This is a genomic window from Faecalibacterium prausnitzii (genome assembly GCF_003287405.1).
Taxonomy (GTDB): domain Bacteria; phylum Bacillota; class Clostridia; order Oscillospirales; family Ruminococcaceae; genus Faecalibacterium; species Faecalibacterium intestinale.
On record NZ_PRLD01000003.1, the window covers coordinates 238,945 to 262,627 of the forward strand.

A 23,683-nucleotide genomic window follows, 5' to 3' on the forward strand; every position below is an offset into this window, starting at 1 on the left:
CGGAGGCGTGGACGAATGCTGAAGTTGGATTTGAACCTGCTGTGGACCGTGGTGGATGTCCTGATCCTGTATGTGCTGCTGCGCAAGTTTTTGTTCAAGCCCATCCAGAACGTGCTGGATCAGCGCCAGAAGACGATCGAGGCAGACATTGCAGCGGCACAGACCTCCAAGACCGAGGCCGCCGCAGCACTTACGACTGCGCAGGACAAGCTGCGTAATGTGGACAACGAAGCCGCAGCCCGCCGCGAAGCCTACGAAAAGCAGGCCGAGGTGGAGAAGCAGCAGCTGCTGGCCGATGCGCAGAAGCAGGCCGACGAGATCGTGGCTGCCGGTAAGGCTGCTGTGGAGATCGAGCGCCAGAACAAGCTGCGGGAAGCAGATGCACAGGCTACGGCACTGGCACGCTCCATGTGCGAAAAGCTTTTGAAACATAATTTGACCGCCCAGGATGATGATCAGCTGCTGGACGATCTGCTGCAGAAAGCAGGTGCAGGCAATGGCAACTGAATTCAGTCGTGAATTTTTTGCGGATAACCGCATCGTCAAGGCCAGCCTGCGCTGCGCCCATAAACTCCGCGAAAAAGATCTGGACCGCATCAAGTCGGAGATCAAAAAGCTGTATGACGCCACGGAAGTCATCCTGAACATCACCGTGGACGAGAGCCTGCTTTCCGGCTATGTCCTGCAGGTGGGCGACCGCGTGTTCGACAATTCCGGCCGTCATCAGCTGGACAAAATGATGGAGGGCAAGCCCTCGCTGGCTACCCTCAAGACCCGCATCGAGGACTACAAGCCCGCCGAGACCTCTGCAGAGGGCGGCGTGGTCATCTCCTCTGCCGATGGCATCGTGCACATTGACGGCATGAACCGCGCTGTGTACGGCGAGATCGTCACCTTTGAAAACGGTGCCAAGGGCATGGTGGAAAGCGTGGAGCCCGAGCAGCTGGGCGTTATGCTGTTCGATGGTGCCGAGACTGTTGGTGTGGGCACCATGGTCACCCGCAGCGGCAAGCGCGCCGGTATCCCGGTGGGTGATGCTTTTCTGGGGCGTGTCATCAGCCCGCTGGGCGAGCCCATCGACGGCAAAGGCCCCATCGAGGCCGAGGGCTACAACCCCATTGAGAAGCAGGCACCCAGTATTCTGGAGCGCCAGAGCGTGGACACCCCGCTGCACACCGGTATTCTGGCCATCGACTCTATGTTCCCCATCGGCCGCGGTCAGCGTGAGCTGATCATCGGCGACCGCCAGACCGGTAAGACTTCTATTGCCACTGATGCCATCCTGAACCAGAAGGACAAGGATGTGCTGTGCATCTATGTTGCCATCGGTCAGAAGGCTTCCTCCATCGCCCGCGTGGCAGAGGATCTGAAAAAGCATGGCGCTATGAGCTATACCACCATCGTGGCAGCTACTGCGTCGGATTCTGCCCCGCTGCAGTACATTGCCCCCTATGCAGGCACTGCACTGGCCGAGTACTTCATGGCCAAGGGCAAGAGCGTGCTCATCGTTTACGATGACCTGTCCAAGCACGCGGTGGCCTACCGTGCCATCTCGCTGCTGCTGCGCCGCTCTCCGGGTCGTGAAGCTTACCCCGGCGATGTGTTCTATCTGCACTCCCGTCTGCTGGAGCGCTCCTGCCGTATGCGGGATGATCTGGGCGGCGGCTCTATCACCGCACTGCCCATCGTAGAGACGCAGGCCGGCGATGTTTCGGCTTACATCCCCACCAACGTCATCTCCATCACCGATGGTCAGATCTTCCTGGAGAGCGCCCTGTTCAACGCCGGCAACCGCCCGGCTGTCAACGTGGGTCTGTCGGTTTCCCGTGTGGGTGGCGCTGCCCAGACCAAGGCTATGAAAAAGGCCAACGCAAACCTGCGTATCGAGCTGGCGCAGTATAAGGAGATGGAATCCTTTGCACAGTTCAGCTCCGATCTGGACGCTGAGACCCGCCGCCAGCTGGAGCACGGCAAGGCACTGATGGAAATGCTCAAGCAGCCGCTGTGCCAGCCCAAGTCTGATGCCGAGCAGGTGGTCATTCTGGTGCTGGCCTCTCATGGCCTGCTGGACACTCTGCCCACCGCAGAGCAGCGGGAAAAGACCGCTGCCTTTGTGCGGCAGTTCCGTGCAGACGTCTCCGGCACCATGCAGAAGATCGATGCCGACGGCAAGCTGGAGCCCGACCGGGTGGACGCCATCCTGAACGCTTGGAAAGCTTATGCGGGAGGCAATGACCATGTCGTCCAGTAAGCTGCTGAAGGAGCGCATCGAGAGCATTCAGGATACCATGAAGATCACCAATGCCATGTACCTGATCTCTTCGTCCAAGCTGCGCAAGGCACGGCAGAACTACCAGAATGTGTCCCCTTACTTTAACCGTATGCGGGATACCATCTCCCGTGTTGTGCCGCATCTGCCGGAGGAGCCGGAGCACCCCTTCTTCCACGAGCGGAATCTGGAAAACCCCCGGCGGGCGTATCTGGTGCTTACTGCCGATAAGGGCATGGCAGGTGCTTATAACCAGAACCTGCTCAAGTTTTTGCGGGAGCACGCAGACCCCAACGACCGCTTTTATGTCATCGGTCAGGTGGGCTACCGCGCTCTGCGCCACCGGGACCCCCGCCTTGTGGAGGAGTTCCGTTACAGCGCTACCGCACCTACCCTGCAGCGTGCCCGCGACATCACGGTGGACGCCATTGATGACTTCAAGTCCGGCAAGCTGGACGAGATCTACATCGTTTACACCAAGATCCAGAACGCCCTTACCAGCGAGCCTGTCATGGAGCGTCTGCTGCCGCTGGATCGGCGGTTTTTGCAGCCTGCTCCCAAGGGTCTGGGCGACCCCAAGGGCGAGGTGGAACTGGTGCCGGACGCATGGACGGTGTTCGAGCAGATCGCACCCATCTATATGCACGGCATGATCTTTGGTGCCATGACCGAGAGCTTCTGCGCCGAGCAGAGCGCCCGCATGACCGCCATGGATTCTGCTACCAAGAGCGCCAATGACATGATCCGGGATCTGCAGCTGGAATACAACCGCACCCGTCAGGGCTCCATTACACAGGAGATCACCGAGATCATCGGCGGCGCGGCTGCCGTGCAGGATCGGACATAATAAAGGAACTTTCTCTGGCATCGCGCAGCGATGGCTAAGAGGGTTCGTTGGATAAACAAGATTTGACAAGAGGCAATCCAAATGATACAGGGAACTATTATTCGCGTAGCAGGCCCCGTGGTGGATGTGCAGTTCACCGCCGGCAGGCTGCCTGCCCTGCAGGAGGCGCTTACCGTGACCGCAGAGGGCACCGAGCGCACCATGGAGGTGACGCAGCACGTCAACGAGACCACGGTGCGCTGCATCATGCTTTCTGCCAGCGAGGGTCTGGGCAAGGGAATGCCGGTGGAAGCTACCGGCCACGGCCTGACCGCCCCTGTGGGCGAGGGCACACTGGGCCGTATGTTCGACCCGCTGGGCCGCCCCATTGACGGCAAGGGTGCTGTGGACGAGCTGCCGCACTGGCCCATCCACCGCAAGGCACCCGGCTTTGCAGAGCAGAAGCCCGCAACTGAGATTCTGGAGACCGGCATCAAGGTCATCGACCTGCTGGCACCTTACGCAAAGGGCGGCAAGATCGGCCTGTTCGGCGGTGCCGGTGTGGGCAAGACCGTGCTGATCCAGGAACTGATCCATAACGTGGCCACCGAGCACGGCGGCTACTCCATCTTCACCGGCGTAGGCGAGCGCTCCCGCGAGGGCTGCGACCTGTGGGGCGAAATGAACGCCTCCGGCGTGCTGGACAAGACCGCACTGGTCTTTGGCCAGATGAACGAGCCCCCGGGAGCCCGTATGCGCGTGGCCGAGACCGGCCTGACCATGGCAGAGTACTTCCGTGAGGAAACCCACAAGGACGTGCTGCTGTTCATTGATAACATCTTCCGTTTCGTGCAGGCCGGCAGTGAGGTCTCTGCCCTGATGGGCCGTATGCCCTCTGCCGTGGGCTACCAGCCCACGCTGGCCAACGAGCTGGGCGCTCTGCAGGAGCGCATCACCTCCACCAAGGACGGCTCCATCACCTCGGTGCAGGCCGTCTATGTGCCTGCCGACGACCTGACCGACCCCGCCCCTGCCACCACTTTTGCCCATCTGGACGCCACCACCGTGCTGTCCCGTAAGATCGTGGAGCAGGGCATCTACCCGGCTGTGGACCCGCTGGCTTCCACCTCCCGCATTCTGGAAGCAGACATCGTGGGCGAGGAGCACTACCGCGTGGCCCGCAAGGTGCAGTCCATTCTGCAGCGCTATCAGGAGCTGCAGGACATCATTGCCATTCTGGGCATGGATGAGCTGGACGAAAACGACAAGCTGACCGTCATGCGCGCCCGCAAGCTGCAGAAGTTCCTGTCCCAGCCCTTTGCTGTGGCCGAGAACTTTACCGGCCTCAAGGGCAAGTATGTGCCCCTGAAGGATACCGTGCGCAGCTTTGCCGCCATTGTGGACGGCAAGGCCGATGACCTGCCGGAGTGGGCATTCTTCAACGTAGGTACGCTGGAGGAAGCGCGCGAAAAGGCAGAAAAGAAGCTGGCTGAGGAAAAGGGCGGTGCCGTCTGATGAACAAGTTCATGCTGAGCATCACAGCGTCCAGCGGCGAGTTCTATCAGGGGGACTGCGAGGATCTGACCCTGCCCATCAGCGATGGCATCTACGGCGTACAGGCCGGGCATAACCCGGTGCTGGTGGCGCTGCACATGGGCATCCTCCACTTTGTGGTGGACGGCAAAGCCCGGGATGTGCTGGTGGGTGACGGCATTGCCGAGGTGACCCCCGCCTATGTGATGGTGCTGGTGGACAGCGCCGAGAACCCGGAGGACATCGACAAGAATCGTGCCGAAGCCGCCCGCATCCGCGCCGAGGAACGCTTGCAGCATAAGCAGAGTATGCACGAGTATTACCAGAGCAAGATCGCACTGGATCGTGCCATGCAGCGTTTGCAGACCGCTGCAAAGTATAAGCGCTAAGGCAGTATCCCTTTTACCTTATAGGATAGGAAAAAATCCCCCGTTTGCCCGTGGCAGCAGTGCCCGGGCAGGCGGGGATTTTTTTGTTGGAAGCACTTGACAGCTTCTTTTTAAAGTGATATGATTTTGATATCAGAAAGAAATGCTTCCGACCCTGATAAGGAGGGACTTGTTATGGAAGAGAAAATTTTGAATACCCGCAAAAACGGTATGGCCATGCTGCTGCTCACCTTGCTGGGCTATGTGGCATCCATCGCCCTGTTCATTTACAGCATCACCCTGCTGAATGCAGACCGGATGCTTCTGGGCGTGCCGCTGCTGATTTTGTCCATTGCGTATTGGATTGCGGGCATTTTCCTGTTCTGTGGCCTTAAAGTGTTAAAGCCGCAGGAGGCGCTGGTACTCACCCTGTTTGGTGATTACATCGGCACCCTGAAGGGACAGGGCTTTTACTGGGTAAACCCCTTCTGTACCGCCGTCAACCCCGCCGCCGGTACCCGCCTGAGCCAGAGCGGAGACGTGAACAGCAAGGAAAACAGCGTGGCTGCGCTGTTTGGCAATAACGGCCAGAATGCTCAGATGAGCATCGAGTCCATGAGCAAGAAGATCTCGCTCAAGATGATGACCCTGAACAACTCCCGCCAGAAGATCAACGATTGTCTGGGCAACCCGGTGGAGATCGGCATTGCGGTCATCTGGCGCGTGACCGATACCGCCAAGGCTGTGTTCAATGTGGATAACTACAAGGAATATCTCTCCCTGCAATGCGACAGCGCCCTGCGCAACGTGGTGCGGGTGTACCCCTATGATGTTTCTCCCAACGTGGACACCACCGGCGACGGCGTAGCCGACGAGGGCAGTCTGCGCGGCTCCTCTGAGGTGGTGGCTGCCCGCATCCGGGACGAGATCCAGAAGAATGTGGCCGAGGCAGGCATCGAGGTAGTGGAGGCCCGCATTACCTATCTGGCCTATGCGCCGGAAATCGCAGCGGTCATGCTGCAGCGCCAGCAGGCCAGTGCCATCATTGACGCCCGCAAGATGATCGTGGACGGCGCTGTGGGCATGGTGGAAATGGCGCTGGATCGTCTGAACGAGAACAAGGTAGTGGAGCTGGACGATGAACGCAAGGCGGCAATGGTGTCCAATCTGCTGGTGGTGCTGTGCGGCAACCGGGATGCCCAGCCCATCGTGAACAGCGGCAGCCTGTACTGATGGCCGAGCCGAAAAAACAGGTGCCCCTGCGCCTGAACGCCAAACTCTACGATGCCCTTGCCGCTTGGGCAGAGGATGACTTCCGCTCGGTGAACGGACAGATCGAATATCTGCTTACCGAGTGTGTGCGTCAGCGCAAAAAGAACGGGAAATATATCTCAGACCAGTTGGACGTCCCGCCGGAACTGGATCTCCATTGAAGCACCCGTGACAAACGCAAATTATTAAAACAGGCTGCTGCACAAGACCGGTGCAGCGGCCTTTTGTTTGTTATGAGAAAGCTGCGCTTTCCAAGGAGCAGAGAGGACAAACGAAGAGAGAATTGATATACCAATTTGTTGCATAATGCTCCGGTATTTCGTCGAAAAAGCAATCGATGAACTGGAATTTTGGCGAAAACGCTTCTTTTTTGGATTTTTCCAGAAAATAACTTGCCTAAAAGTTTGCGGCGTGCTAAACTAACAGCGGGGAAATGCTTTACGTAAGCAGACAGGGGGTGAAGCTATGAAAATACTGGTCGTGGATGACGGTCAGCTTGCGATCAATTCGCTGATCCGCATCCTGTGCCGGGTCGCGCCGGACTGTGACTATATCAGTGCCATGACGACCGACGATGCTTTGACGTGGATGCGGCAGGGACCGATGGATGCAGCCTTTCTGAACTTGGAAATGCCGGGGATGAACGGCCTTGCCCTTGCCCGTATGATCCAGAAGCTGCAACCCCGCTGCAACCTCATCGTGGTCACCGAGCACCCGGAGTATGCGCTGGAAGCATTGCAGATCTTTGTCAGCGGCTTTCTGCTCAAGCCCGCCAACGAGTCCGATGTGCGCAATGTGCTGGAAAATCTGCGCTACCCGCCGGAAACGGCGCCTGTGGGCATCAAGATCCAGTGCTTCGGCAACTTCGAGATCTTTGTGGGCGGACGTCCGCTCTCCTTCAAGCGCAGCAAGAGCAAGGAGCTGCTGGCTTACCTTGTGGACCGCAACGGTGCCACCTGCACCAACGGCGAGATGCTGGCTGTCCTGTGGGAGGATAAGCCCGATACCGCTTCGCTGCACAGCCACCTGCGCAATTTGATCTTCGACCTCAGCCATACGCTGGAGGATGCAGGGGTCAACGGGCTGCTGGTACGCGGCCGCAGCACATTGGCGCTGGATACCAGCAAGGTGGACTGCGATTATTATAATTTCCTGCGGGGAGACCGCTCGGCGTTCAATTCCTACCGGGGCGAGTATATGACCCAGTATTCTTGGGCAGAGGTCACCCGTTCGGCGCTGCGCCAGCAGGCCGCAGCTACGCCCAAAAGCGGGTCTATCCCAAGCTATTACGTCCCGCCCACGGGCTTTTAAAACTGCATAAAACACCAAAGGCTGCTGTGCATTGTTGCGCAGCAGCCTTTTTTGACTGACTTTATAACTTGCAGGCCGGGAAAATATGCGTCTCTTTCTGTGAAAATGGGATAACGGAACGCCCGCAGGCGTTCCGTCATCCCGAAATAAATTTTTCAAAACCTTTCCAGTTCCAGCAGATATTCCTTGATATCCAGCCCCTCGGCGTAGCCGGTCAGGCTGCCATCTGCGCCAATGACCCGGTGGCAGGGCACCACGATGCACAGCGGGTTGCGGTGGCAGGCGCTGCCTACGGCGCGGCTTGCCTTGGGGTTGCCCAGCGCCGCCGCCAGCTGTCCGTAGGTGCGTACCTCCCCGTAGGGAATTTTGCGCAGCTGCGCCCATACCGCCTGCTGAAAGGCCGTGCCTTTTGCCGCCAGCGGCAGGTCGAACTCCCGGCGCACCCCGGCAAAATATTCGTTCAGCTGCTCCTCGGCCTCCTGTAACAGGGGCGTTTCCACCACCCTGCGGGGCAGCGGTTCCAGCTCCGGCGCACCGTCCGGGCAGAAATGTACCCCGCACAGCGCGTCGTTCTCCTCCTCCAAGCAGATGGCTCCAAGGATGCTGTTGATGTACCAGACGTTCAAAACCGGCCTCTTCCTTTCCTGCAAGAATGTGCTATACTGGTACTATCTTAACACAAAAGCTTCCGTGAGGAAAGGGGCGTTTCAACTATGGTCAAGGCACTGGAAGACATCATTGCAAAAAGCAGCAGCATTGTCTTTTTCGGCGGCGCGGGTGTTTCTACAGAAAGTGGCATCCCGGATTTCCGCAGCGTGGACGGGCTGTACCACCAGAAATACGACTACCCGCCCGAAACCATCCTCAGCCATACCTTCTGGGAGGAAAACCCGGAGGAGTTCTACCGTTTTTACCGCGATAAGCTGATTGTAAAGGGTGCAAAGCCCAATGCCGCCCATCTGCGGCTGGCAAAGCTGGAGCAGCAGGGCAAGCTGCGGGCGGTGGTCACCCAGAACATTGACGGTCTGCATCAGGCGGCGGGCAGCAAAACCGTGTACGAACTGCACGGCAGCACCCTGCGCAACTACTGCACCCGCTGCGGCAAGTTCTACGATGTGGATTTTATCGCAAACAGCACCGGCGTGCCCCGCTGCACCGAGTGCGGCGGTATCGTAAAGCCGGACGTGGTGCTCTACGAGGAGGGCTTGGACGAGGAGGTGCTGTCCGGCGCGGTGGATGCCATCCGCCATGCCGATACCCTTATCATCGGCGGTACCAGTCTGGTGGTGTATCCCGCCGCCGGGCTCATCCGGTACTTCCGGGGCGATAACCTGGTGGTCATCAATATGCAGCCCACCGGGGCTGATGCATCCGCCGACTTGTGCATTGCAAAGCCCATCGGGCAGGTGCTGAGCGAGGACATCTCGCTGGACTGATTTTTGCGCTTCAGGCGCGCTGTTTCGCGCCGGTTCGCACGCAGTTTTCCGTATGCTGTTTGACAGAACAACAGAACGGAGGAACTGCAAATGATCCAGGTATGCGACCTGCCGCGTCAGCGGCAGGTACGGCGGCTTTCCGCCGAGGAATTTTTTACATTGGTGCGCTGCGGCGGGGCGGGGTTTTACCGTCCCTGCTCCGAGGTGCTGCGGATGCTGACCGTAGGCGAGGCGTGGGGCACAGCCGGGGCGGCGCTGCTGGTGCTGCCCCTCGCCGCCGATACTGCCGCCGCAGCGGCACTGCGCAGCTGGCTGGGACGTAGGCAGCTGGAAGGCGGTTGTCTGCTTACACCGCCGGTGAGTACCGGTACAGAGCTGCCCGCCCGGCTGGTGGAAATTGCCGCCGCCCGGGCAGACCGGCTGCGCCGCAAGGGCACGGCATGGGCAGTGGTGGAGTGCACCGAAACGGCGGCAGCGCTGTTGCCGCTGTATTTCCGGCAGGGCTTCGGGCTGCGGGCGCTGCGCCCGCTGGAAAGCCTTGCGCCCTGTTTTTTGCTGCGCACCGGCTGCGTGCCCGCCCGCACTGCGCCGGTGTGGGTGCCGCTGGAAGATAGGGTACAGCTGGCATTGCTGCTGGCAAAAGGCTATGCCGCGCTGGACAGCCGCCCCTACGGCGGCAGCCTTGCGCTGGCGCTTTATCCGCTGAAAGAAACGGAATAACGTAAACCAGAGAGGGAATGAGAAAGCTATGAAGGCAGTGATCCTTGAAAGCTATGTGATGGAAGAAGGAGACTTGGACTGGTCCGGGGTAAAGGCACTGGTGCCGGACACCACCAGCTATGTGCACACCGACTACGCCGACATTGCGCCCCGCATCGGGGATGCAGAGCTGGTGCTCATCAACAAATGCCGCATTGACGAAGCAGTATTGGCACAGTGCCCGAACCTTAAATGGGTGGGCATCATCGCCACCGGCACAGATAATATCGACCTTGAAGCCTGCCGCCGCCATGGGGTGGCAGTGGCCAACGTGCCGGGCTATTCTACTTACAGCGTGGCGCAGATGACCTTCAGCCTGCTGCTGGCCATCTGCCAGTGCGCCCAGCGGTACGACCGGGCGGTAAAGGCCGGGTACTGGCAGCTGGGCATCCCGGCAGAGTACGGTCTGCTGCCGCAGGTGGAGCTGCTGGGCAAGACCTTTGGCATCTACGGCTACGGCAGCATCGGCCGTCAGACCGCACGCATTGCAAAGGCCTTTGGCATGGAGGTGCTGGTGTGCACCCGCACGGTGCGCCCGGAGTACGCCGCCGACGGGGTGGAGTTCGTGGACTTTGACACCCTGCTTACCCGCAGCGATGTGCTCAGCCTGCACTGCCCGGCCACCCCGGAAACCCGCGGGTTGGTCAGCCGGGAAGCCCTTGCCCAAATGAAGCCCGGTGCCATTCTGCTGAACACTGCCCGGGGCGCACTGGTGGACGAGGAAGCCGTAGCCGATGCACTGGAAAGCGGCAAGCTTGCCTTTTACGGCGCAGACGCCTTTGCCACCGAGCCGCTGCCGCCCCAAAGCCGCCTGCGCGGCCTGCCGGGCGCGGTGCTCACCCCGCACATTGCATGGACCACCAAGGAAGCCTTGCAGCGGCTGATGGATATTACCACCGGCAACCTGCGCAGCTTTCTGGCCGGTAAGGGCGAGAATATCGTCAACTCTTGATTTTGGCAGAAGAAACTGCCGTAAAATAACGTATGCACAAGAGCAGCCGGCAGCTTTGCCGCTGCTCTGAGGGAGGTAAAAATGAGTTACGCTATCGTATTCAGCAGCAAAACCGGCAACACCGCACTGCTGGCACAGACCCTGCAGGAGCAGCTGCCGCAGGCAGACTGCTGCTATTTCGGCGCACCGGACACTGCCGCGCTGGCAGCAGATACCCTATATGTGGGCTTTTGGACGGACAAGGGCAAGGCCGACGCCGACACGCTGGATTTTTTGAAACAGCTGCGCGGCAAGCGGGTATTCCTGTTTGGCACGGCAGGCTTTGGCGGCAGTGCGCCCTACTTTGAAAAGATCCTTGCCGCCACCCGGAAGGCGCTGGACGGCAGCAATACCGTCATCGGCAGCTTTATGTGTCAGGGCAAAATGCCGGTGTCCGTCCGGCAGCGGTACGAGGCCATGAAGGCAAAGCCTTTGCACATCCCCAATCTGGACGCCCTGATCGAAAACTTCGATAAGGCGCTCTCCCACCCGGATGCCGCAGATCTCAAGCAGCTGAAACAGGCTGTAAAGTGAGTAAAAAAGAGCGACCGCACATGGTTTTGTGCGGCCGCTTTTTCTGTATGGGACAAACGCTAGTCGATGGTGGTTTTGGTGCGCCCGATGCCGATGACGGCGGTGGAGATCTTTTTCCAGCTGTCGCAGCCGCACACGCCGTCCACCCGCAGACTGGTGCGCTTCTGGTAGCCGCGCAGAGCCTGCTCGGTGCGGGCACCAAAGATACCGTCGATGCGGCTGCCGGTCTGGTAGCCAAGGGTGGAAAGTGCGTCCTGCAAAACCATGACATAGCAGCCCCGGCTGCCCCGGCGCAGGGTGGGGTAACCGGCGGTGGTGCCGCTGCAGGCCGGGGTGCCGTAGCGGCGGTCAAAGTGCACCCATGTGGGGGTCTGGCTCAGCGGCTCCACATAGCCCCACGCGCCGGTAGCGCGGGCGGCGTTGTAAATTGCGGTGCGCTGGCGCTGGTCAAGGCTTTGCCCCACATCGAACGCTACCCCCGCGTAGTGCTGGCTGCGGGTGCCGTGACCGCCCTCCCAGATGCGGCGGAAAGCGTACCCCACCGGGATGCCCCTGCCGTATTTGCGGCGGGTCAGGTTCCACGCTTCCATGGCGGCAATGGTGGTCCACAGGGTAGGGCTGGACGATTTGCCCCGGAACTCCCGCAGCCGCAGGGTGGTCAGGGTGCTGTAAGGCATGGGGTCGTTCTCGTTCAGGTTTGCGTAGGTGTACACCTTGTTTTCGTAGGCGTCATAGATCAAAAGGCGTGCCATCCCTCATTCCTCCTTCTCGCAGCCGCAGGGGTCGGTGCACTGGGCTTGCAGAGCGTGCCATGTTTCCCGGTACACGATGCCGTTTACCGGCTGCAGCCCCGCCTGCTGCTGGACAGCCCGCACCGCGGCGGCGTCTGCCGCGCCAAAGCGGTTGTTGTCGGCCACATAGTCCTCGCCGCAGGAAAGCTGTGCCCGGCGGTTGAGCCAGCGCTCCACCTGCCCCACCTCCTGCCCGGCGCTGCCCTCGGCGATGGCGCGCCCCGGGTAAGCGGTGCCGGGTGGCGTGTCTCTATCGGGGTTCGGGGCGTGAGCAGCCAGCTGCAAGCTCAGCGCTTCCACCGCCGTCCATGTGTCGGCATCGGCAATGCCGGTCTGCTCCAGCCCCAGCAGCTGCTGGGCGCTGCGGGTGGCGGCGGCAGTCTCATCGGTATAACGGTCAGTAAGGGGCGGAGCTTCCACGCTGGAAAAATAATAGGCGATGCGCTGCAAAAGCAGATTGTAGTACAGCACGGTATCACCGCTGCTGCCCACCGTCAGCGGGGTGCCGGGGTAGGGCAAACGCTTTAAGGTGACCACCGGGCCGGAGGAGCGCAGCTGGCTGGCGCGGCCATAGAGAGAGTTCCATGTGGTGCGCCCCACCACGCCGTCCACGGTAAGCCCCGCAAACCGCTGGTACGCCCGCACCGCCCGCTCGGTATCCGTGCCAAACTTTCCGTCAATGCTTACCGGCGGGATGCTGCTTTCGTAGGCGCTCATGAGGTAGAGGTAAAATTGCAGTTCCCGCACCGCCGTGCCGGCAGAGCCGGTGCGCAGCACGCCCGGGTACTCGCCGGGGCGCAGGGAAGAGGAGAGCAGCCGGTTGGCGATATCGTTGTACACCTCGTACAGCTTTTGCCATGTGGTTTGCCCCACCACGCCGTCTGCCGTCAGCCCGAAGTAGCGCTGGAACCGCCGCACCGCCGATGCCGTGCCCGCGCCGAATTTTCCGTCCACGGTCACGCTTTCAAGGCTTGTGTATACCGTGCGGGCGATCTTCAGCCAGAACTGCACCAGCCGCACATTCTGCCCGGCAGACCCCTCCCGCAGCGGCGTGCCGGGGTAGGCGTTGGGGGTGCCGTTGTCGGACTGGATGCTCAAAAACTCGTCGTACAGCTCCTTCCAAGTGGTCTGCCCCACTATGCCGTCTACGGTAAGGCCGTATTTGCGCTGGAAAGCACGCACCGCATTGGCGGTGGCAGTGCCGTATACGCCGTCTACCTTTACGGCGGGGATGGCGCTGTCGTACTGCGCCAGCGTGTTCAGCCAGAACTGTACCTGCTCCACCGCGCTGCCGGAAGCACCGGTGCTCAGCACCGTACCGTTCCATGTGCCGTTGGACAGGGTGCCGGTGGAAGTCTCGCCCTCGCTGGTCAGCTCGGCGAGATCTTTTACCGATACATAGATATAGCTGATCTTGTACCATGTCTGCCGCCCCACTACGCCGTCGGCGGTCAGGTTGAACTGCTTCTGGAACGCCCGCACCGTGGCGGCCATCCGGCTACCGAATACGCCGTCTACCGTCAGCTTTCCAAGGAAGGGATAGTCCTTGGTAATGCGGTTCAGCTGCCTTTGCAGGGTGAACACCGCCGCGCCGCGGCTGCCCTGCCGCAGTGGTGTGCCGGGGTAGCTCTGCGGGATGGAGCGGATGTTTTTGGTGCGCACGATCTCGATGCTGCTGCCGTAGTAATAGCGCAAGATCTGCAAAGCGCTGCGCCCGTTGTTGGCCAGCGTCACCGTACCCCACTGCTTGAGCCCCGGGCAGGTGACCGACTTGCCATCGCAATACTCGGAATAATAAGGGTTCACCGTGCCGCTTTTGCGCAGGTAGGTGTTGAAGATATCGTCCGTGATGCGCACCATCACCTCGAACACAGTGCGCCCATGGACGTAGTACTGGTCGTAGCTGGTGGAGTTGGTGATGTTGAAGGTATAGCCCTTGCTGGGGTACCACTCGGTGTAGATACGGTTCAGCGCCAGCGAGATCTGGCAGTGAATGTTTGCCCGCAGTGCCTGCTCCGGCCACGGGGAACACCATAAACCAACGGACGAAATAAATGCTGCATCGTGTATTTTGCGGCGTATAAAAAGCGGCTGCTGCACAAAATGCTGTGCAGCAGCCGCTTTTTTGGGGAGCTGATGAAACGCTTACGCTTCCGTTTCGGGCTCTTCCTCGGGCTTTGCTTCGGAATGCCGCCGACGGAACCAGTCGGCGGGGATGCCGCTCTGGGCAGGGGTAAGATCCGGCGCGGGGTGACCGTCCGGCAGGTGCGCACCGAAGGCAGGGACAAAAAAGAACTTGCGCACGATGAAAATCAGTGCGATCGCGCCAACGCTGAGCAGGTTCTCCACGGCGGAATCGTGCCCCACCACCAGATGGCGTGCAATGGCGTAAAGCAGCACCTCAAGGCTGCTGCCGGGGCTGTGCTTAGCCAGCATCTTGATGAACTCGATGCCGATCACAATATCCAGACTGCGCTCCAGAAAGGTGCGGATCTCTGCTTCGTTGCCATCGAACAGCAGGCCGGGCATCCAGCGGATGAGGGGCACAACGCTGAGCAGCAGACCGATCAGCACCAGCCCGGACAACAGCACCTCCAGCAGACTGGAAGCCTGAATAATGCGGTTGCGCAGGGAAGTGCGCCAGTGGCTTTCTACCGGGTGAGAGGGATGTTCCATAGTAAGACCTTCCTTTCGGCATTCTGCTGCATAAAGATCGACAAAATCCTGCCTTTATTGTAGCAGACGAGAGAAGGTCTGTCAATTTCAATCCACGATGGTGACGGTGGTCTGCGGGCCGACGGCCACATAGCCGGACTTTTTGATGCAGTCCTGCCCGGCGTCGGTGTCCAGCCAGTCGTACAGACGGCGCTCCGGGCTGTCGGCAGCAGCATCCGGGTGGATGACGGCGTAGAAATCGTTGCACAGGGGGTAGCTGCCGTCGGCAAGGGTGTCGTTGCTGGGGGCTACATCGTCCACCGCCAGCAGCCGCAGCCCGGGTTTGGAGTACATCTGGTCGATGTAATAATACACCGAGAAGCCGATGGCGTTGGCACTGTTGTTGTAATCGGCAATGCTGTCCACCAGCTCACCCATGGCGGCGGGAGCCAGCTCAGAGGGCGGGGTCATCAGCTCACCGCCCTGAATGAGCAGTTTTTTGAACAGGGTCTGGCTGCCGGAGTCCTCGCCGCGCTGGAAGGCAACGATTTCCTGATCCTTGCCGCCTACGTCTTTCCAGTTGGTGATCTTTCCGGCGTAGATGTCCCGCAGCTGCTGCTGGGTAAGCGCCTGCACGGGGTTGTCCTCGTTGACGATGAACACCAGCGCGTCCACTCCAATGGGCTTCTGCTCCAGCTCCACGTTGGCCTCTTGCAGCTCTTCCTTTACATAGTCCGGCGCTTCGTATACCACCAGCATCCGGGTGGTGGTGTCGTACAAGCCAAAGTTTTCCCATGCGTAGGCGGTGGTGCTCACCGTGATGCTGCTGCGGGCTTCTTCCAAGTCCATACCGGTGGTATCGGCCAGCATCTGCGCCATCAGCGGGATGCAGGCGGTGCTGCCGTCCAGCGGGGGAAAATCCTCCACGGTCAAAAACGGCGCTGCCTGCTGCACAGCAGAGGAAGCAGCAGAGGATGCAGGCTGTTCTACCACAGAGGAGGCGGTGCTGCCGGAGGGCGCATCCGTGCCCTTGCAGGCGGTCAGTACCCCGGCAGCGGAGCAGGCAGCCAGCCCCAGCAGAAAGCTGCGGCGGGAAATTTTAGCGTTTTTCATAAGAAAGCCCTCCTAACTCAATAGCCGTAACTCGGTTCATCGTCCGCAGTGGCAGACGAGAAAATACTCTGGCAGTACAGCCAGTTGCCGCTTGTGTCCATCCAGCCCACATAGAAGCCCCGTTGTGCAGCAAACACATGGTCGGGCAGGGCGTTCAGGCTGTTAGAATAGTACCCGGCGCAGCTGGCAAGCCCCTGTAATACTACCTTGCCGTCTGCGTCCAGCACATCGCATACGTTGCCGTAGGCGCTGCCCACAGCGCTGCGGCTGCCGTAGAACATGGGTCTGCCGTCGGGGTCGGTGGTCAGGTAGTTGACGTAACTGTATTTGCCCTGCAGGGCGGTCAGGTCGCTGACAAGCCCCTGCGGGCCGTACAGCCGGGTGGCGGTGGTCTCGTAGCGGTCGTTGTCCTGCAATTTCAGCCAGACGTAGCCGCTGCCGTAGTTGCTCATCCGTACCCGCTGCTGGTGCTCCACCGGCTCTACGGTGGTGTCGGTCAGCAGCTTGCCGTTGTCCTTGCTGTACACCCGCAGGCTGCCGTCCAGCGCGTAGACGGCTATGGTGTTATCGGTGGTGTTCACATCGTATAGCGGGGTCTTGGTGCCGGTTTCCAGATCATAGAGCTCGTAGCCATGATCCTCGCCGCTGTGCCATGTTACCACATAGCCCGGGAAATATTGGCTGGGCTGCTCGTCAAAGACGGCAATCAGTCCGCGGTCCTCTGTGGTCATATCCCGCAGTTCGTACCGGCCATCGCCGGTGGAAAAGCTGGCAAGACCGCCCGGGTAGACCTGCAAAAAGCCCGTGTACTGCTCGCCGGTCTGGGTGTTATACAAAATCTGGTCGGTGGTCTCGGCTCCGGTGGCAACGTCCAGCTCCACCCAGTCGCTCAGGGTATCGCTGTCGTAGAAAAGGCGGTATGCCGAGGCGGCATCGGCGCGGTAGACGGGGGTGCCGTCCTTTTCCTGCACAACTACCCAGCGGTTCTGTTGGTAATCCATATCCCAGTCGTAATCGTCCAGCCCTTCCGGGCGGGCGTAGCAGCTGAACACCAGCTTATCGCCGCATAGGGTGCAGCTGTATGCGCCCTCCGGCACCGGCAGCGCTGCGCCGGTGGCAAGGTCGATGACCTGACAGGTGCCGTAGCCGGACTCCGGGACGTAGCCGCCATCGACAAGGCGGCTCTCCTGCAGCACCAGCAGGCCGTTTTGCAGGGTAGCGTTCTGCTCGCCCTCAAAGGACATCACCTCAGTGCCGGTCTTGTCGTACAGGGCGGTGCGGCGTCCGCCCCGGCCGGTGGGGTCGGACCAGCTGCGCAGCCAGTAGTCCGCGATGCCGGTGGCACTGTCCTCCACCAGCGAGACGTTCTCGCTGCGGGCAGCCTGATGCAGCGGGGTGCTGCCGCACAGGATGGTGGTGCTGCTCCCCGCGCGGTCATAGCAGTACAATACCCGCAGACGGTCATCGTTCAGCACGGCGGGGTCGTACAGGGGCTTGCCGCTGTCGTCCGTGGGCACGGAAACGGCAGAGCTTGCAGCGCCCGGCACGCCGGTGGCGGGCGGCAGCAGGGCACAGCCGCAGCCCAAGGTAAGGGCAAGGGCTGCGCAGACCGCCCCGCAGCCGATACGCAAGACAACACGCTTCATAAAAACCACTCCTTTGCAAAAAACAGGGAGGAAAATTTTTCCGTTCACTCAGAATACGAAACAGCCGCATTTTTCATTGCAGAGCTTGCAGAAAAATGCGGCTAAAAATGGTTACAATTGCATTACAGCTGCGCCGGGGCATGGGACGCTTCTGCCTTGTCCATCTGCTCCAGCTGCCGCAGAAAGGCCAGCAAAAAGGGCAGCGAGATGAAGAAGGTGAGCGCATCCGCAATGGGCTGGCAGAGCTCCACACCCACAAGACCCAGCACCCGGGGAAGTACAAGGATCAGCGGGATAAAGCACACGCCCTGTCGGCAACAGGCCAGAAAGGTGGCGCGCCCGGCCTTGCCAACGCTCTGGAAGGTCATGTTGGCCACTACGATCACCGGCTGCAAAAGGACGGCAAAGCACTGGTAGCGGAAGGCAGGCAGCGCCACGGCGGTGACTTCCGGGTCGTCCCGGAACAGACGGATCAAAGATTCATCGTTCCACCAGCACACCGCGATCAGCACCACCAGCAGCGCAAAGGCGGCTTTCAGGGTAAAGACGGCGGCCTGCCGTACCCGGCGGTACTTGCGGGCACCGTAGTTGAAGGACGCCACCGGCTGCAAGCCCTGTCCCACGCCGATGGCCACCGAGAGGATGAACATAAAAATACGGGACACGATGCTCATGCCCGCCACGGCGGCGTCGCCGTAGCTGCGGGCGGCAATGTTCAGCAGCATCCCGCCGATGCTGTTCAGACCCTGACGGCCAAAGCTGGGCGCGCCGCCTGCAAGGATCTGCAAAAACTCGCGCGGCTCCCGGGTGACGGCAGAAAGCCGGAACTGGCTGACCGTTTTACCCCGCAGGAACATATACAGCAGAATGCCAAAGCTGATGGTCTGACTGAGGGCGGTGGCAATGCCGGCACCGGCAGTGCCCAGCCCAAGCCCGAACATGAACAGCGGGTCCAGCGCAATGTTCAGCAGCCCGCCAGTGACCAGCCCGACCATGGCAAGGTTCGCCTTGCCCTCATACCGCAGAATGTTGTTCATCACCAGACTGGAAATCATCAGCGGTGCGGCAAGCAGGATGGGGCGGGCGTAGGCGCAGGCGTGGGGCAGAATGGTCTCGGTGCTGCCCAGCAGCATCATAAAGTCCGGCAGGGTGGCAAGGCCGGCCACCGCCAGCACTACGCCAAAGGCCAGCGCCGTAAAAAAGCTGGTGGAAGCAAAACGGGTGGCGGCGTGGGTATCCTGACTGCCCAGGCGGCGGCTGATGATGGTGCCGGAGCCGTGCCCCAGCATAAAGCCCAGCGCCTGTATGATAGCCATCAGGCTGGAAACGACGCCCACCGCACCGGAAGCGCTGGTGGAGATGCGCCCCACAAAAAAGGTATCGGCCAGATTGTAGATGCTGGTGATCAGCATACTTAAAATGGTGGGCGCGGCCAGACTGAGGATCAGCCGGGGGATAGGGGTCTCGGTCATTTTGTGATACTGCACCGCAGTGCGGTCCTGCTGGGTCATGGGCAAATATCCTCCTTCAAAAACGAGAAAGCCGCCCCTTCCAGAGCGGCAGATAAGCTTTGTAAAAACAGTATAACGCAGTTGCGGCAAAATGTCGAGAGGGAGAAAAACGGCCCTTTCTCCCCTGCGAAGGGGCGAAAAAGCAGGTGAAAACAGGGTGCTTTCTATATAAAATGCTAAAGAATTGTCGAATTGCTTGTGAAAAATCACGATATGTGGTATTCTTTATAAGAAGGAATTGGAAAAATCTGTGCATTTTATGATTGGGAGGGATTTGTACATGAAATCCGTAGCACAAACTGTGATCGAAGCCGACCGCTTTTATACCATTGCCGCTCACACCGGCAACGTCATTCAGGCAGTGGAAGGCAGCAAGGACGGCGGCACTGTCCGTCTGGGCAAGTATGACCACAAGCCCGAACAGGAGTGGAGCTTTGTCCGCGAGGGCGATGGCGTGTACCGCATCCGCAACCGTGCTTCCGGCAAGCTGCTGGATCTGACCATGACCGGCACTGCCAACGGTACATGGCTGCATCTGTGGGAGGACGTGGGCGGCACGTCCCAGATGTGGAAGGTAGAGCACACCCCGGAGGGAACCGTGCGTCTGCGTTCTTCTTGGGCAGGCGGCAAGTGCGTGGACACCGTAGGCATCGGTGCCGCGGTGGGCGCTGTGCTGCAGATCTGGCAGGAAGTGCCCGGCGGTGGTGACCAGCTGTGGGTCATCTCTGAGGTAAAGGACCGCGTAAAGCGTGCTGCTAAGGTCGAGGAAGCACCCGCACCCGCTGCTGAGACTACGGCAGCACCGGTCAAGGAAGCCGCTCCCGCCAAAAAGCCCGCAGCCCGCAAGCCCCGCACCACCAAGAAGGTGGAGGAGAAGTCCGCTGCAAAGGCCGCAGAGCCGGTCAAGGCAGAAAAGCCCGCCGTGAAGAAGGCTGCTAAGGCAAAGGCTGAGCCTGCTGCCCCCGCCGCAGAGGTGAAGGCTGCGCCCGTTGTGGAGACCAAGGCTGAGACTACTGCTCCTACAACTAAGGCTGCATCTGCTGCGGAAGCTAAGACTGCCCCCGCCGCCGCAAAGCCCAAGGCAAAACGTGCACCCTGCAAAAAGACCGTAAAGAAGTAAGAGATCATAAAACGCAAAAAAATCGGACAGACCGCAGTCTGTCCGATTTTTTTGCGTTTATAGAAGCTTTTTTATGCAGCAGGGGCGGCAGCATCATCGCTCTGGGCGGCGGTCTGCACGAACTGCACGATGCTTTCGATGGTCTTGCGCAGCTGCACAAGGCTTTCCACGTCAGAGTCCTGCATCCGGGAGGTGGGAGCGGTCACCACGGTCTGGGCGGCAGTCACCGTGCCGGTCAGCTCTGCATGGATGTGGTGGGCGGGCACGTCCAGCAGGATGTGCACCTTGGGGGACAGGGTCTTGAGCAGACCCTGCTTTTCAATGCCCAGAATCAGCTGCGGCGCGCCCTCCCCGGCAGTGAGGTTCGGCAGCTGAAGGTAGAGGTAGCCTTCCTTGGCGTTGGCGGGCTGAACGGTTTTGAGCTGTTTGAGATCCAGCTGAAAGTCGTTCACCTGCTGCAGTGCGGTGGCGGCGGGGTCTACCCCCAGCAGGGTAGCCAGCTGGTCCTGAGAGATATAGCTGCCCAGCGACCAGCCCGGCAGCAGCAGGCTTGCCAGTGGATACTCGGCTACAACCGTGCTGCGCAGCTTGTTGTACAGCTGTCCGGCGTCGTACAGGGTCTCTTCCTCGCTGATGTACATCCGGGTCAGAGGGGCATCGTTGACGGTGCTGGTGCCCGTTGGGTACAGCGCCAGCTGCACCGCCCGGGGGGTGTACTGGCCGGTCAGACTGCCGGTGGTGCCGCCGAACTTGTCCAGCAGGGCGTAAAGAGCAGGGGGCTCGGCCTCGGTGGAGGTGATGGTGTAGTCCAGCGCAAAGCTGGCACCGCTCTGGAATGCCTTGATTTTGCGGCTGACGAAGCTGTACAGCACTGCCGCAGCCACCGCGCACACCAAAACCAGACACAGCAGAACGATCAGCGCCGCCCGCAGACCGGTGCGCTTTTTGTGGGAAGATGCCATGGAAAAACCTCTCCTTCCGGTAAAACGTATTTGTTTCAGCATAACGGAACTGCCCGCAAATGTCAAGCGCCGCAAACTGCGGACAAAACAAAAAACCTGAAACATTTCTGTTTCAGGTTTCTGGCGGAAAGATGGGGATTCGAACCCCAGAACGCTTTTGACACGTTACACGATTTCCAGTCGTGCGCCTTAGACCAACTCAGCCATCTTTCCACATCTTTTGTTCTGCCTTTGGGCGGGTGCCCTTGGCGCTCCACTATAATACCTGAAAGCAGGCTTTTTGTCAAGGATTTTTTTGAAAAAAATCAGACTTTTTTAAAAAAGACGAAAAAACGCGAAAAGACGTTCTGCCGCATGGACGGAAAGCACATAAAGCCCTTGACGCACCTTTAAAATAGGTCTATATTGAGGGCAAAGAGCGCTGCGGCGGGTCATTTTGTGCCGCAGCGGCGGGAAATATAAGGAGGATGCTTTTATGACTTATCCTGAAGTGCTTGCCAATGCCCGTACCTGCATTGGTCAATACTGCAAGGCCTGCCCGGTGTGCAACGGCGTGGCCTGTAAAAACCAGATCCCCGGCCCGGGTGCCAAGGGCGTGGGCGATACCGCGATCCGCAATTATAATAAGTGGGCCGATATCCGGGTGAACATGGATACCCTGTGCCCCGGCGGTGCACCGGACACTACGCTGGAGCTGTTCGGCAAAAGCTTCCGCTATCCCTTCTTTGCAGGCCCTGTGGGCGCAGTGAACCTGCACTACTCCGATACCTACACCGACATGACCTATAACGATGTGCTGGTGCGCGCCTGTGCCGAAAACGGCATTGCGGCCTTTACCGGCGACGGCACCAACCCCACCGTGATGGAGATGGCAACTCGCGCCATCGGCGCTGCGGGTGGCTGCGGTGTGCCCACCATCAAGCCGTGGAACATCGACACTATCCGCGAGAAAATGGCACAGGCCAAGGCCAGCGGCTGTTTTGCCGTGGCCATGGACGTGGATGCAGCGGGTCTGCCTTTCCTGAAGAACATGACCCCGCCCGCCGGCAGCAAGAGCGTGGAGGAACTGGCCGAGATCGTGCAGCTGGCAGAGCGTCCCTTCATCGTCAAGGGTGTGATGACCGTTAAGGGCGCACTGAAGGCAAAGCAGGCCGGTGCCGCTGCTATCGTGGTGTCCAACCACGGCGGCCGTGTGCTGGACCAGTGCCCTGCCACCGCCGAGGTGCTGCCGGAGATCGCCGCAGCCCTCAAGGGCACCGGCGTGAAGGTGCTGGTGGACGGAGGTATCCGCACCGGTGTGGATGTGTTCAAGGCGCTGGCGCTGGGAGCAGACGGCGTTTTGATCTGCCGCCCCTTCGTGACTGCTGTCTACGGCGGCGGCGCAGAGGGCGTAAAGTGCTACATCGATAAGCTGGCTGGAGAGCTGGCCGACACCATGCAGATGTGCGGTGCCCATACGCTGGCCGAGATCACTCCGGACATGGTGCGGGTCTGAGGTTTCTATTATAAGTAACAAAAAGGAGATGCCCGGCAGGACATCTCCTTTTTTGTTACTTCAAAGTGCCATCCAGCACCTGCTGGTAATACCACGGCTTCGGGGCGTGGAAGGTCTTGCCGCTGAGGAAGGCAAAGTCCGGCTGGGTGAAGCGGGGCATGGTCAGTTCCCATGCGCACAGCGCCTGATACTTCAGCTTCAGCTCCCGGTTGGCGCTGTTGTTGCCGTACTTGCTGTCGCCAAGGATGGGGCAGCCGATGCTTGCCATGTGGGCGCGGATCTGGTGGGTGCGGCCGGTGATCAGCTGCACCTTCAGCAGGGCCAGACGGCCGGAGACGGCGATGGTCTCGTACCGGGTCTCCACCTCCTTGGCACCGGGCTGCTTGTCCTCCACGATCTTCACGATGCCGCGGTCAGCGTCCTTCAGCAGATAGCCGCCCAAGGTGGCGTCCGGCGGCATGGGACGGCCAAAGGTGACGCAGAGGTAGGTCTTTTGCACCTCGCGGTTCTTGATGGCAGAAAGGAACAGCTCCTCAGCCTCCGGGGTCTTGGCAATGATCACAAGGCCGCTGGTGCCGGTGTCCAGCCGGTGGCACAAGGCGGGGGTGTACAGGTCGTTCTCTTTGTACTCGCCCTGCTTGTTCAGGTACAGCAGCGCGCGGTTCAGCAGAGTATCGTCCTCCGGGCCGTCCACCGCAACGCCGGCGGGCTTGTTCACGATCAGGATCTGCGGGCAGTCGTACACAACCTGTGCCGGGGTGCGGGCGTTCTTCCACGCGGGGCCTTCCACCCGGCGGTCGGCGTCTAGCACGTCGTCCAGAATGAACAGCTTGATCTCATCGCCCGCCATCACGCGGGTGGAAAGCGGCTGCTTTTTGCCGTTCAGCTTGATCTTGTTCTCCCGCAGCGCCTTGTTCAGACGCCCGGGGGTCAGGGCGGGGTACTGCTGGGTCAGATAATTGTCCAGCCGGGTGGGGGCAAGACATTTTACTTTTAAAATTTTCACGGGAAATTCCTCTCTATCTTAAAATCAGTTGCAATAGAATGGGTTGTTGATTCGTTTTTATTGTAGCGGAACGGAAACGTTCCGT

Annotated in this window: 23 protein-coding genes and 1 tRNA gene; 14 read left to right on the plus strand and 10 right to left on the minus strand. The window is 60.0% G+C overall.

The genetic code is table 11. The annotated features are described in order from the left end of the window. The first annotated feature begins 15 nt into the window (after positions 1-15). From C4N24_RS04775 to C4N24_RS04810, 8 genes are all read left to right on the plus strand, one after another. A complete protein-coding gene (locus C4N24_RS04775; protein ID WP_005922244.1) occupies positions 16-507 on the plus strand; it encodes an ATP synthase F0 subunit B in 492 nt (163 codons plus the stop codon). Then, positions 497-2,251: a F0F1 ATP synthase subunit alpha gene (gene atpA / locus C4N24_RS04780; RefSeq protein WP_005922243.1), complete on the plus strand. Its 1,755-nt coding sequence runs from the start codon at positions 497-499 to the stop codon at positions 2,249-2,251. Before C4N24_RS04775 ends, atpA begins: the two co-directional genes overlap by 11 nt. Next, positions 2,238-3,116 (plus strand): ATP synthase F1 subunit gamma, encoded by an 879-nt coding sequence (gene atpG / locus C4N24_RS04785; RefSeq protein WP_015538222.1) that lies wholly within the window; start codon positions 2,238-2,240, stop codon positions 3,114-3,116. Before atpA ends, atpG begins: the two co-directional genes overlap by 14 nt. 81 nt (positions 3,117-3,197) lie before the next feature. Beyond that, positions 3,198-4,610, plus strand: a complete 1,413-nt coding sequence (gene atpD / locus C4N24_RS04790) for a F0F1 ATP synthase subunit beta (RefSeq protein WP_005922238.1) — start codon at positions 3,198-3,200, stop codon at positions 4,608-4,610. Then, the gene (gene atpC, locus C4N24_RS04795) at positions 4,610-5,017 is read left to right on the plus strand and encodes an ATP synthase F1 subunit epsilon (protein ID WP_005922235.1); all 408 of its coding nucleotides are present in this window, start codon (positions 4,610-4,612) and stop codon (positions 5,015-5,017) included. The genes atpD and atpC overlap by 1 nt, the downstream gene beginning before the upstream one ends. A gap of 174 nt (positions 5,018-5,191) precedes the next feature. Then, complete coding sequence (locus C4N24_RS04800) at positions 5,192-6,229, plus strand: SPFH domain-containing protein (RefSeq protein WP_112090512.1); 1,038 nt, start codon at positions 5,192-5,194, stop codon at positions 6,227-6,229. After that, positions 6,229-6,429, plus strand: coding sequence for a PTS ascorbate transporter subunit IIC (locus C4N24_RS04805; RefSeq protein ID WP_112090513.1), 201 nt, complete (start codon positions 6,229-6,231; stop codon positions 6,427-6,429). The genes C4N24_RS04800 and C4N24_RS04805 overlap by 1 nt, the downstream gene beginning before the upstream one ends. Before the next feature lie 304 nt (positions 6,430-6,733). Further along, positions 6,734-7,579: a response regulator gene (locus C4N24_RS04810; RefSeq protein WP_097785844.1), complete on the plus strand. Its 846-nt coding sequence runs from the start codon at positions 6,734-6,736 to the stop codon at positions 7,577-7,579. 155 nt (positions 7,580-7,734) lie between these two features. On the opposite strand, the gene C4N24_RS04815 is transcribed toward C4N24_RS04810, so the two are convergent. After that, entirely contained in the window at positions 7,735-8,205 is a 471-nt protein-coding gene (locus tag C4N24_RS04815; protein ID WP_112090514.1) for a methylated-DNA--[protein]-cysteine S-methyltransferase, read from the minus strand. 87 nt (positions 8,206-8,292) lie between these two features. On the opposite strand from C4N24_RS04815, the gene C4N24_RS04820 reads away from it, so the two are divergent. The 4 genes from C4N24_RS04820 (at position 8,293) to bilS (ending at position 11,299) form a co-directional block, all read left to right on the plus strand. Then, positions 8,293-9,015 (plus strand): NAD-dependent protein deacylase, encoded by a 723-nt coding sequence (locus C4N24_RS04820; RefSeq protein WP_005922053.1) that lies wholly within the window; start codon positions 8,293-8,295, stop codon positions 9,013-9,015. A 90-nt stretch (positions 9,016-9,105) separates the two neighbouring features. After that, positions 9,106-9,735: a hypothetical protein gene (locus tag C4N24_RS04825; protein WP_112090515.1), complete on the plus strand. Its 630-nt coding sequence runs from the start codon at positions 9,106-9,108 to the stop codon at positions 9,733-9,735. Positions 9,736-9,763: 28 nt separating this feature from the next. Next, complete coding sequence (locus tag C4N24_RS04830) at positions 9,764-10,726, plus strand: D-2-hydroxyacid dehydrogenase (protein ID WP_112090516.1); 963 nt, start codon at positions 9,764-9,766, stop codon at positions 10,724-10,726. A gap of 81 nt (positions 10,727-10,807) precedes the next feature. Further along, entirely contained in the window at positions 10,808-11,299 is a 492-nt protein-coding gene (gene bilS, locus C4N24_RS04835) for a flavodoxin family protein BilS (protein WP_112090517.1), read from the plus strand. 59 nt (positions 11,300-11,358) lie between these two features. On the opposite strand, the gene C4N24_RS04840 is transcribed toward bilS, so the two are convergent. The 6 genes from C4N24_RS04840 to C4N24_RS04865 form a co-directional block, all read right to left on the minus strand. After that, positions 11,359-12,051, minus strand: coding sequence for a peptidoglycan-binding domain-containing protein (locus tag C4N24_RS04840; protein WP_097785850.1), 693 nt, complete (start codon positions 12,049-12,051; stop codon positions 11,359-11,361). Between the two features lie 3 nt (positions 12,052-12,054). Then, positions 12,055-14,190: a peptidoglycan-binding domain-containing protein gene (locus C4N24_RS04845; RefSeq protein WP_242983180.1), complete on the minus strand. Its 2,136-nt coding sequence runs from the start codon at positions 14,188-14,190 to the stop codon at positions 12,055-12,057. A 45-nt stretch (positions 14,191-14,235) separates the two neighbouring features. After that, positions 14,236-14,766 (minus strand): transporter, encoded by a 531-nt coding sequence (locus C4N24_RS04850; protein WP_112090518.1) that lies wholly within the window; start codon positions 14,764-14,766, stop codon positions 14,236-14,238. Positions 14,767-14,853: 87 nt separating this feature from the next. Next, the gene (locus tag C4N24_RS04855; RefSeq protein ID WP_112090519.1) at positions 14,854-15,858 is read right to left on the minus strand and encodes a substrate-binding domain-containing protein; all 1,005 of its coding nucleotides are present in this window, start codon (positions 15,856-15,858) and stop codon (positions 14,854-14,856) included. A 17-nt stretch (positions 15,859-15,875) separates the two neighbouring features. After that, on the minus strand, positions 15,876-17,504 hold the full coding sequence (locus C4N24_RS04860; protein WP_112090520.1) for a DUF5046 domain-containing protein: 1,629 nt from the start codon (positions 17,502-17,504) through the stop codon (positions 15,876-15,878). A 122-nt stretch (positions 17,505-17,626) separates the two neighbouring features. Beyond that, positions 17,627-19,015: an MATE family efflux transporter gene (locus C4N24_RS04865; RefSeq protein WP_112090521.1), complete on the minus strand. Its 1,389-nt coding sequence runs from the start codon at positions 19,013-19,015 to the stop codon at positions 17,627-17,629. A 280-nt stretch (positions 19,016-19,295) separates the two neighbouring features. Between C4N24_RS04865 and C4N24_RS04870 the strand changes: the two genes are divergently transcribed. Then, positions 19,296-20,135 carry an RICIN domain-containing protein gene (locus C4N24_RS04870; protein ID WP_112090522.1) on the plus strand — a complete coding sequence of 280 codons (840 nt, stop codon included), beginning with the start codon at positions 19,296-19,298 and terminating at the stop codon, positions 20,133-20,135. A gap of 71 nt (positions 20,136-20,206) precedes the next feature. On the opposite strand, the gene C4N24_RS04875 is transcribed toward C4N24_RS04870, so the two are convergent. After that, complete coding sequence (locus tag C4N24_RS04875; protein ID WP_112090523.1) at positions 20,207-21,097, minus strand: hypothetical protein; 891 nt, start codon at positions 21,095-21,097, stop codon at positions 20,207-20,209. Positions 21,098-21,218: 121 nt separating this feature from the next. Next, a tRNA-Ser gene (locus C4N24_RS04880) sits at positions 21,219-21,310 on the minus strand. A gap of 262 nt (positions 21,311-21,572) precedes the next feature. Between C4N24_RS04880 and C4N24_RS04885 the strand changes: the two genes are divergently transcribed. Then, positions 21,573-22,592, plus strand: coding sequence for an alpha-hydroxy-acid oxidizing protein (locus C4N24_RS04885; RefSeq protein ID WP_112090524.1), 1,020 nt, complete (start codon positions 21,573-21,575; stop codon positions 22,590-22,592). A gap of 55 nt (positions 22,593-22,647) precedes the next feature. Here the strand turns inward: C4N24_RS04885 and C4N24_RS04890 are convergent, their stop codons facing one another. Next, entirely contained in the window at positions 22,648-23,598 is a 951-nt protein-coding gene (locus tag C4N24_RS04890; RefSeq protein WP_097782507.1) for an RluA family pseudouridine synthase, read from the minus strand. Positions 23,599-23,683 lie beyond the last annotated feature (85 nt).

What these genes read in the sequence shown, in the direction of transcription:
- C4N24_RS04775 (WP_005922244.1), top strand. Translation starts at nt 16, where the DNA reads ATGCTGAAGTTGGATTTGAACCTGCTGTGGACCGTGGTGGATGTCCTG.
- atpG (WP_015538222.1), top strand. Translation starts at nt 2,238, where the DNA reads ATGTCGTCCAGTAAGCTGCTGAAGGAGCGCATCGAGAGCATTCAGGAT.
- C4N24_RS04870 (WP_112090522.1), top strand. Translation starts at nt 19,296, where the DNA reads ATGAAATCCGTAGCACAAACTGTGATCGAAGCCGACCGCTTTTATACC.
- C4N24_RS04840 (WP_097785850.1), bottom strand. Translation starts at nt 12,051, where the DNA reads ATGGCACGCCTTTTGATCTATGACGCCTACGAAAACAAGGTGTACACC.
- C4N24_RS04800 (WP_112090512.1), top strand. Translation starts at nt 5,192, where the DNA reads ATGGAAGAGAAAATTTTGAATACCCGCAAAAACGGTATGGCCATGCTG.
- atpD (WP_005922238.1), top strand. Translation starts at nt 3,198, where the DNA reads ATGATACAGGGAACTATTATTCGCGTAGCAGGCCCCGTGGTGGATGTG.
- C4N24_RS04810 (WP_097785844.1), top strand. Translation starts at nt 6,734, where the DNA reads ATGAAAATACTGGTCGTGGATGACGGTCAGCTTGCGATCAATTCGCTG.
- C4N24_RS04825 (WP_112090515.1), top strand. Translation starts at nt 9,106, where the DNA reads ATGATCCAGGTATGCGACCTGCCGCGTCAGCGGCAGGTACGGCGGCTT.
- C4N24_RS04860 (WP_112090520.1), bottom strand. Translation starts at nt 17,504, where the DNA reads ATGAAGCGTGTTGTCTTGCGTATCGGCTGCGGGGCGGTCTGCGCAGCC.
- C4N24_RS04875 (WP_112090523.1), bottom strand. Translation starts at nt 21,097, where the DNA reads ATGGCATCTTCCCACAAAAAGCGCACCGGTCTGCGGGCGGCGCTGATC.
- C4N24_RS04830 (WP_112090516.1), top strand. Translation starts at nt 9,764, where the DNA reads ATGAAGGCAGTGATCCTTGAAAGCTATGTGATGGAAGAAGGAGACTTG.
- C4N24_RS04855 (WP_112090519.1), bottom strand. Translation starts at nt 15,858, where the DNA reads ATGAAAAACGCTAAAATTTCCCGCCGCAGCTTTCTGCTGGGGCTGGCT.
- bilS (WP_112090517.1), top strand. Translation starts at nt 10,808, where the DNA reads ATGAGTTACGCTATCGTATTCAGCAGCAAAACCGGCAACACCGCACTG.
- C4N24_RS04850 (WP_112090518.1), bottom strand. Translation starts at nt 14,766, where the DNA reads ATGGAACATCCCTCTCACCCGGTAGAAAGCCACTGGCGCACTTCCCTG.
- C4N24_RS04820 (WP_005922053.1), top strand. Translation starts at nt 8,293, where the DNA reads ATGGTCAAGGCACTGGAAGACATCATTGCAAAAAGCAGCAGCATTGTC.
- C4N24_RS04865 (WP_112090521.1), bottom strand. Translation starts at nt 19,015, where the DNA reads ATGACCCAGCAGGACCGCACTGCGGTGCAGTATCACAAAATGACCGAG.
- atpC (WP_005922235.1), top strand. Translation starts at nt 4,610, where the DNA reads ATGAACAAGTTCATGCTGAGCATCACAGCGTCCAGCGGCGAGTTCTAT.
- C4N24_RS04885 (WP_112090524.1), top strand. Translation starts at nt 21,573, where the DNA reads ATGACTTATCCTGAAGTGCTTGCCAATGCCCGTACCTGCATTGGTCAA.
- C4N24_RS04805 (WP_112090513.1), top strand. Translation starts at nt 6,229, where the DNA reads ATGGCCGAGCCGAAAAAACAGGTGCCCCTGCGCCTGAACGCCAAACTC.
- atpA (WP_005922243.1), top strand. Translation starts at nt 497, where the DNA reads ATGGCAACTGAATTCAGTCGTGAATTTTTTGCGGATAACCGCATCGTC.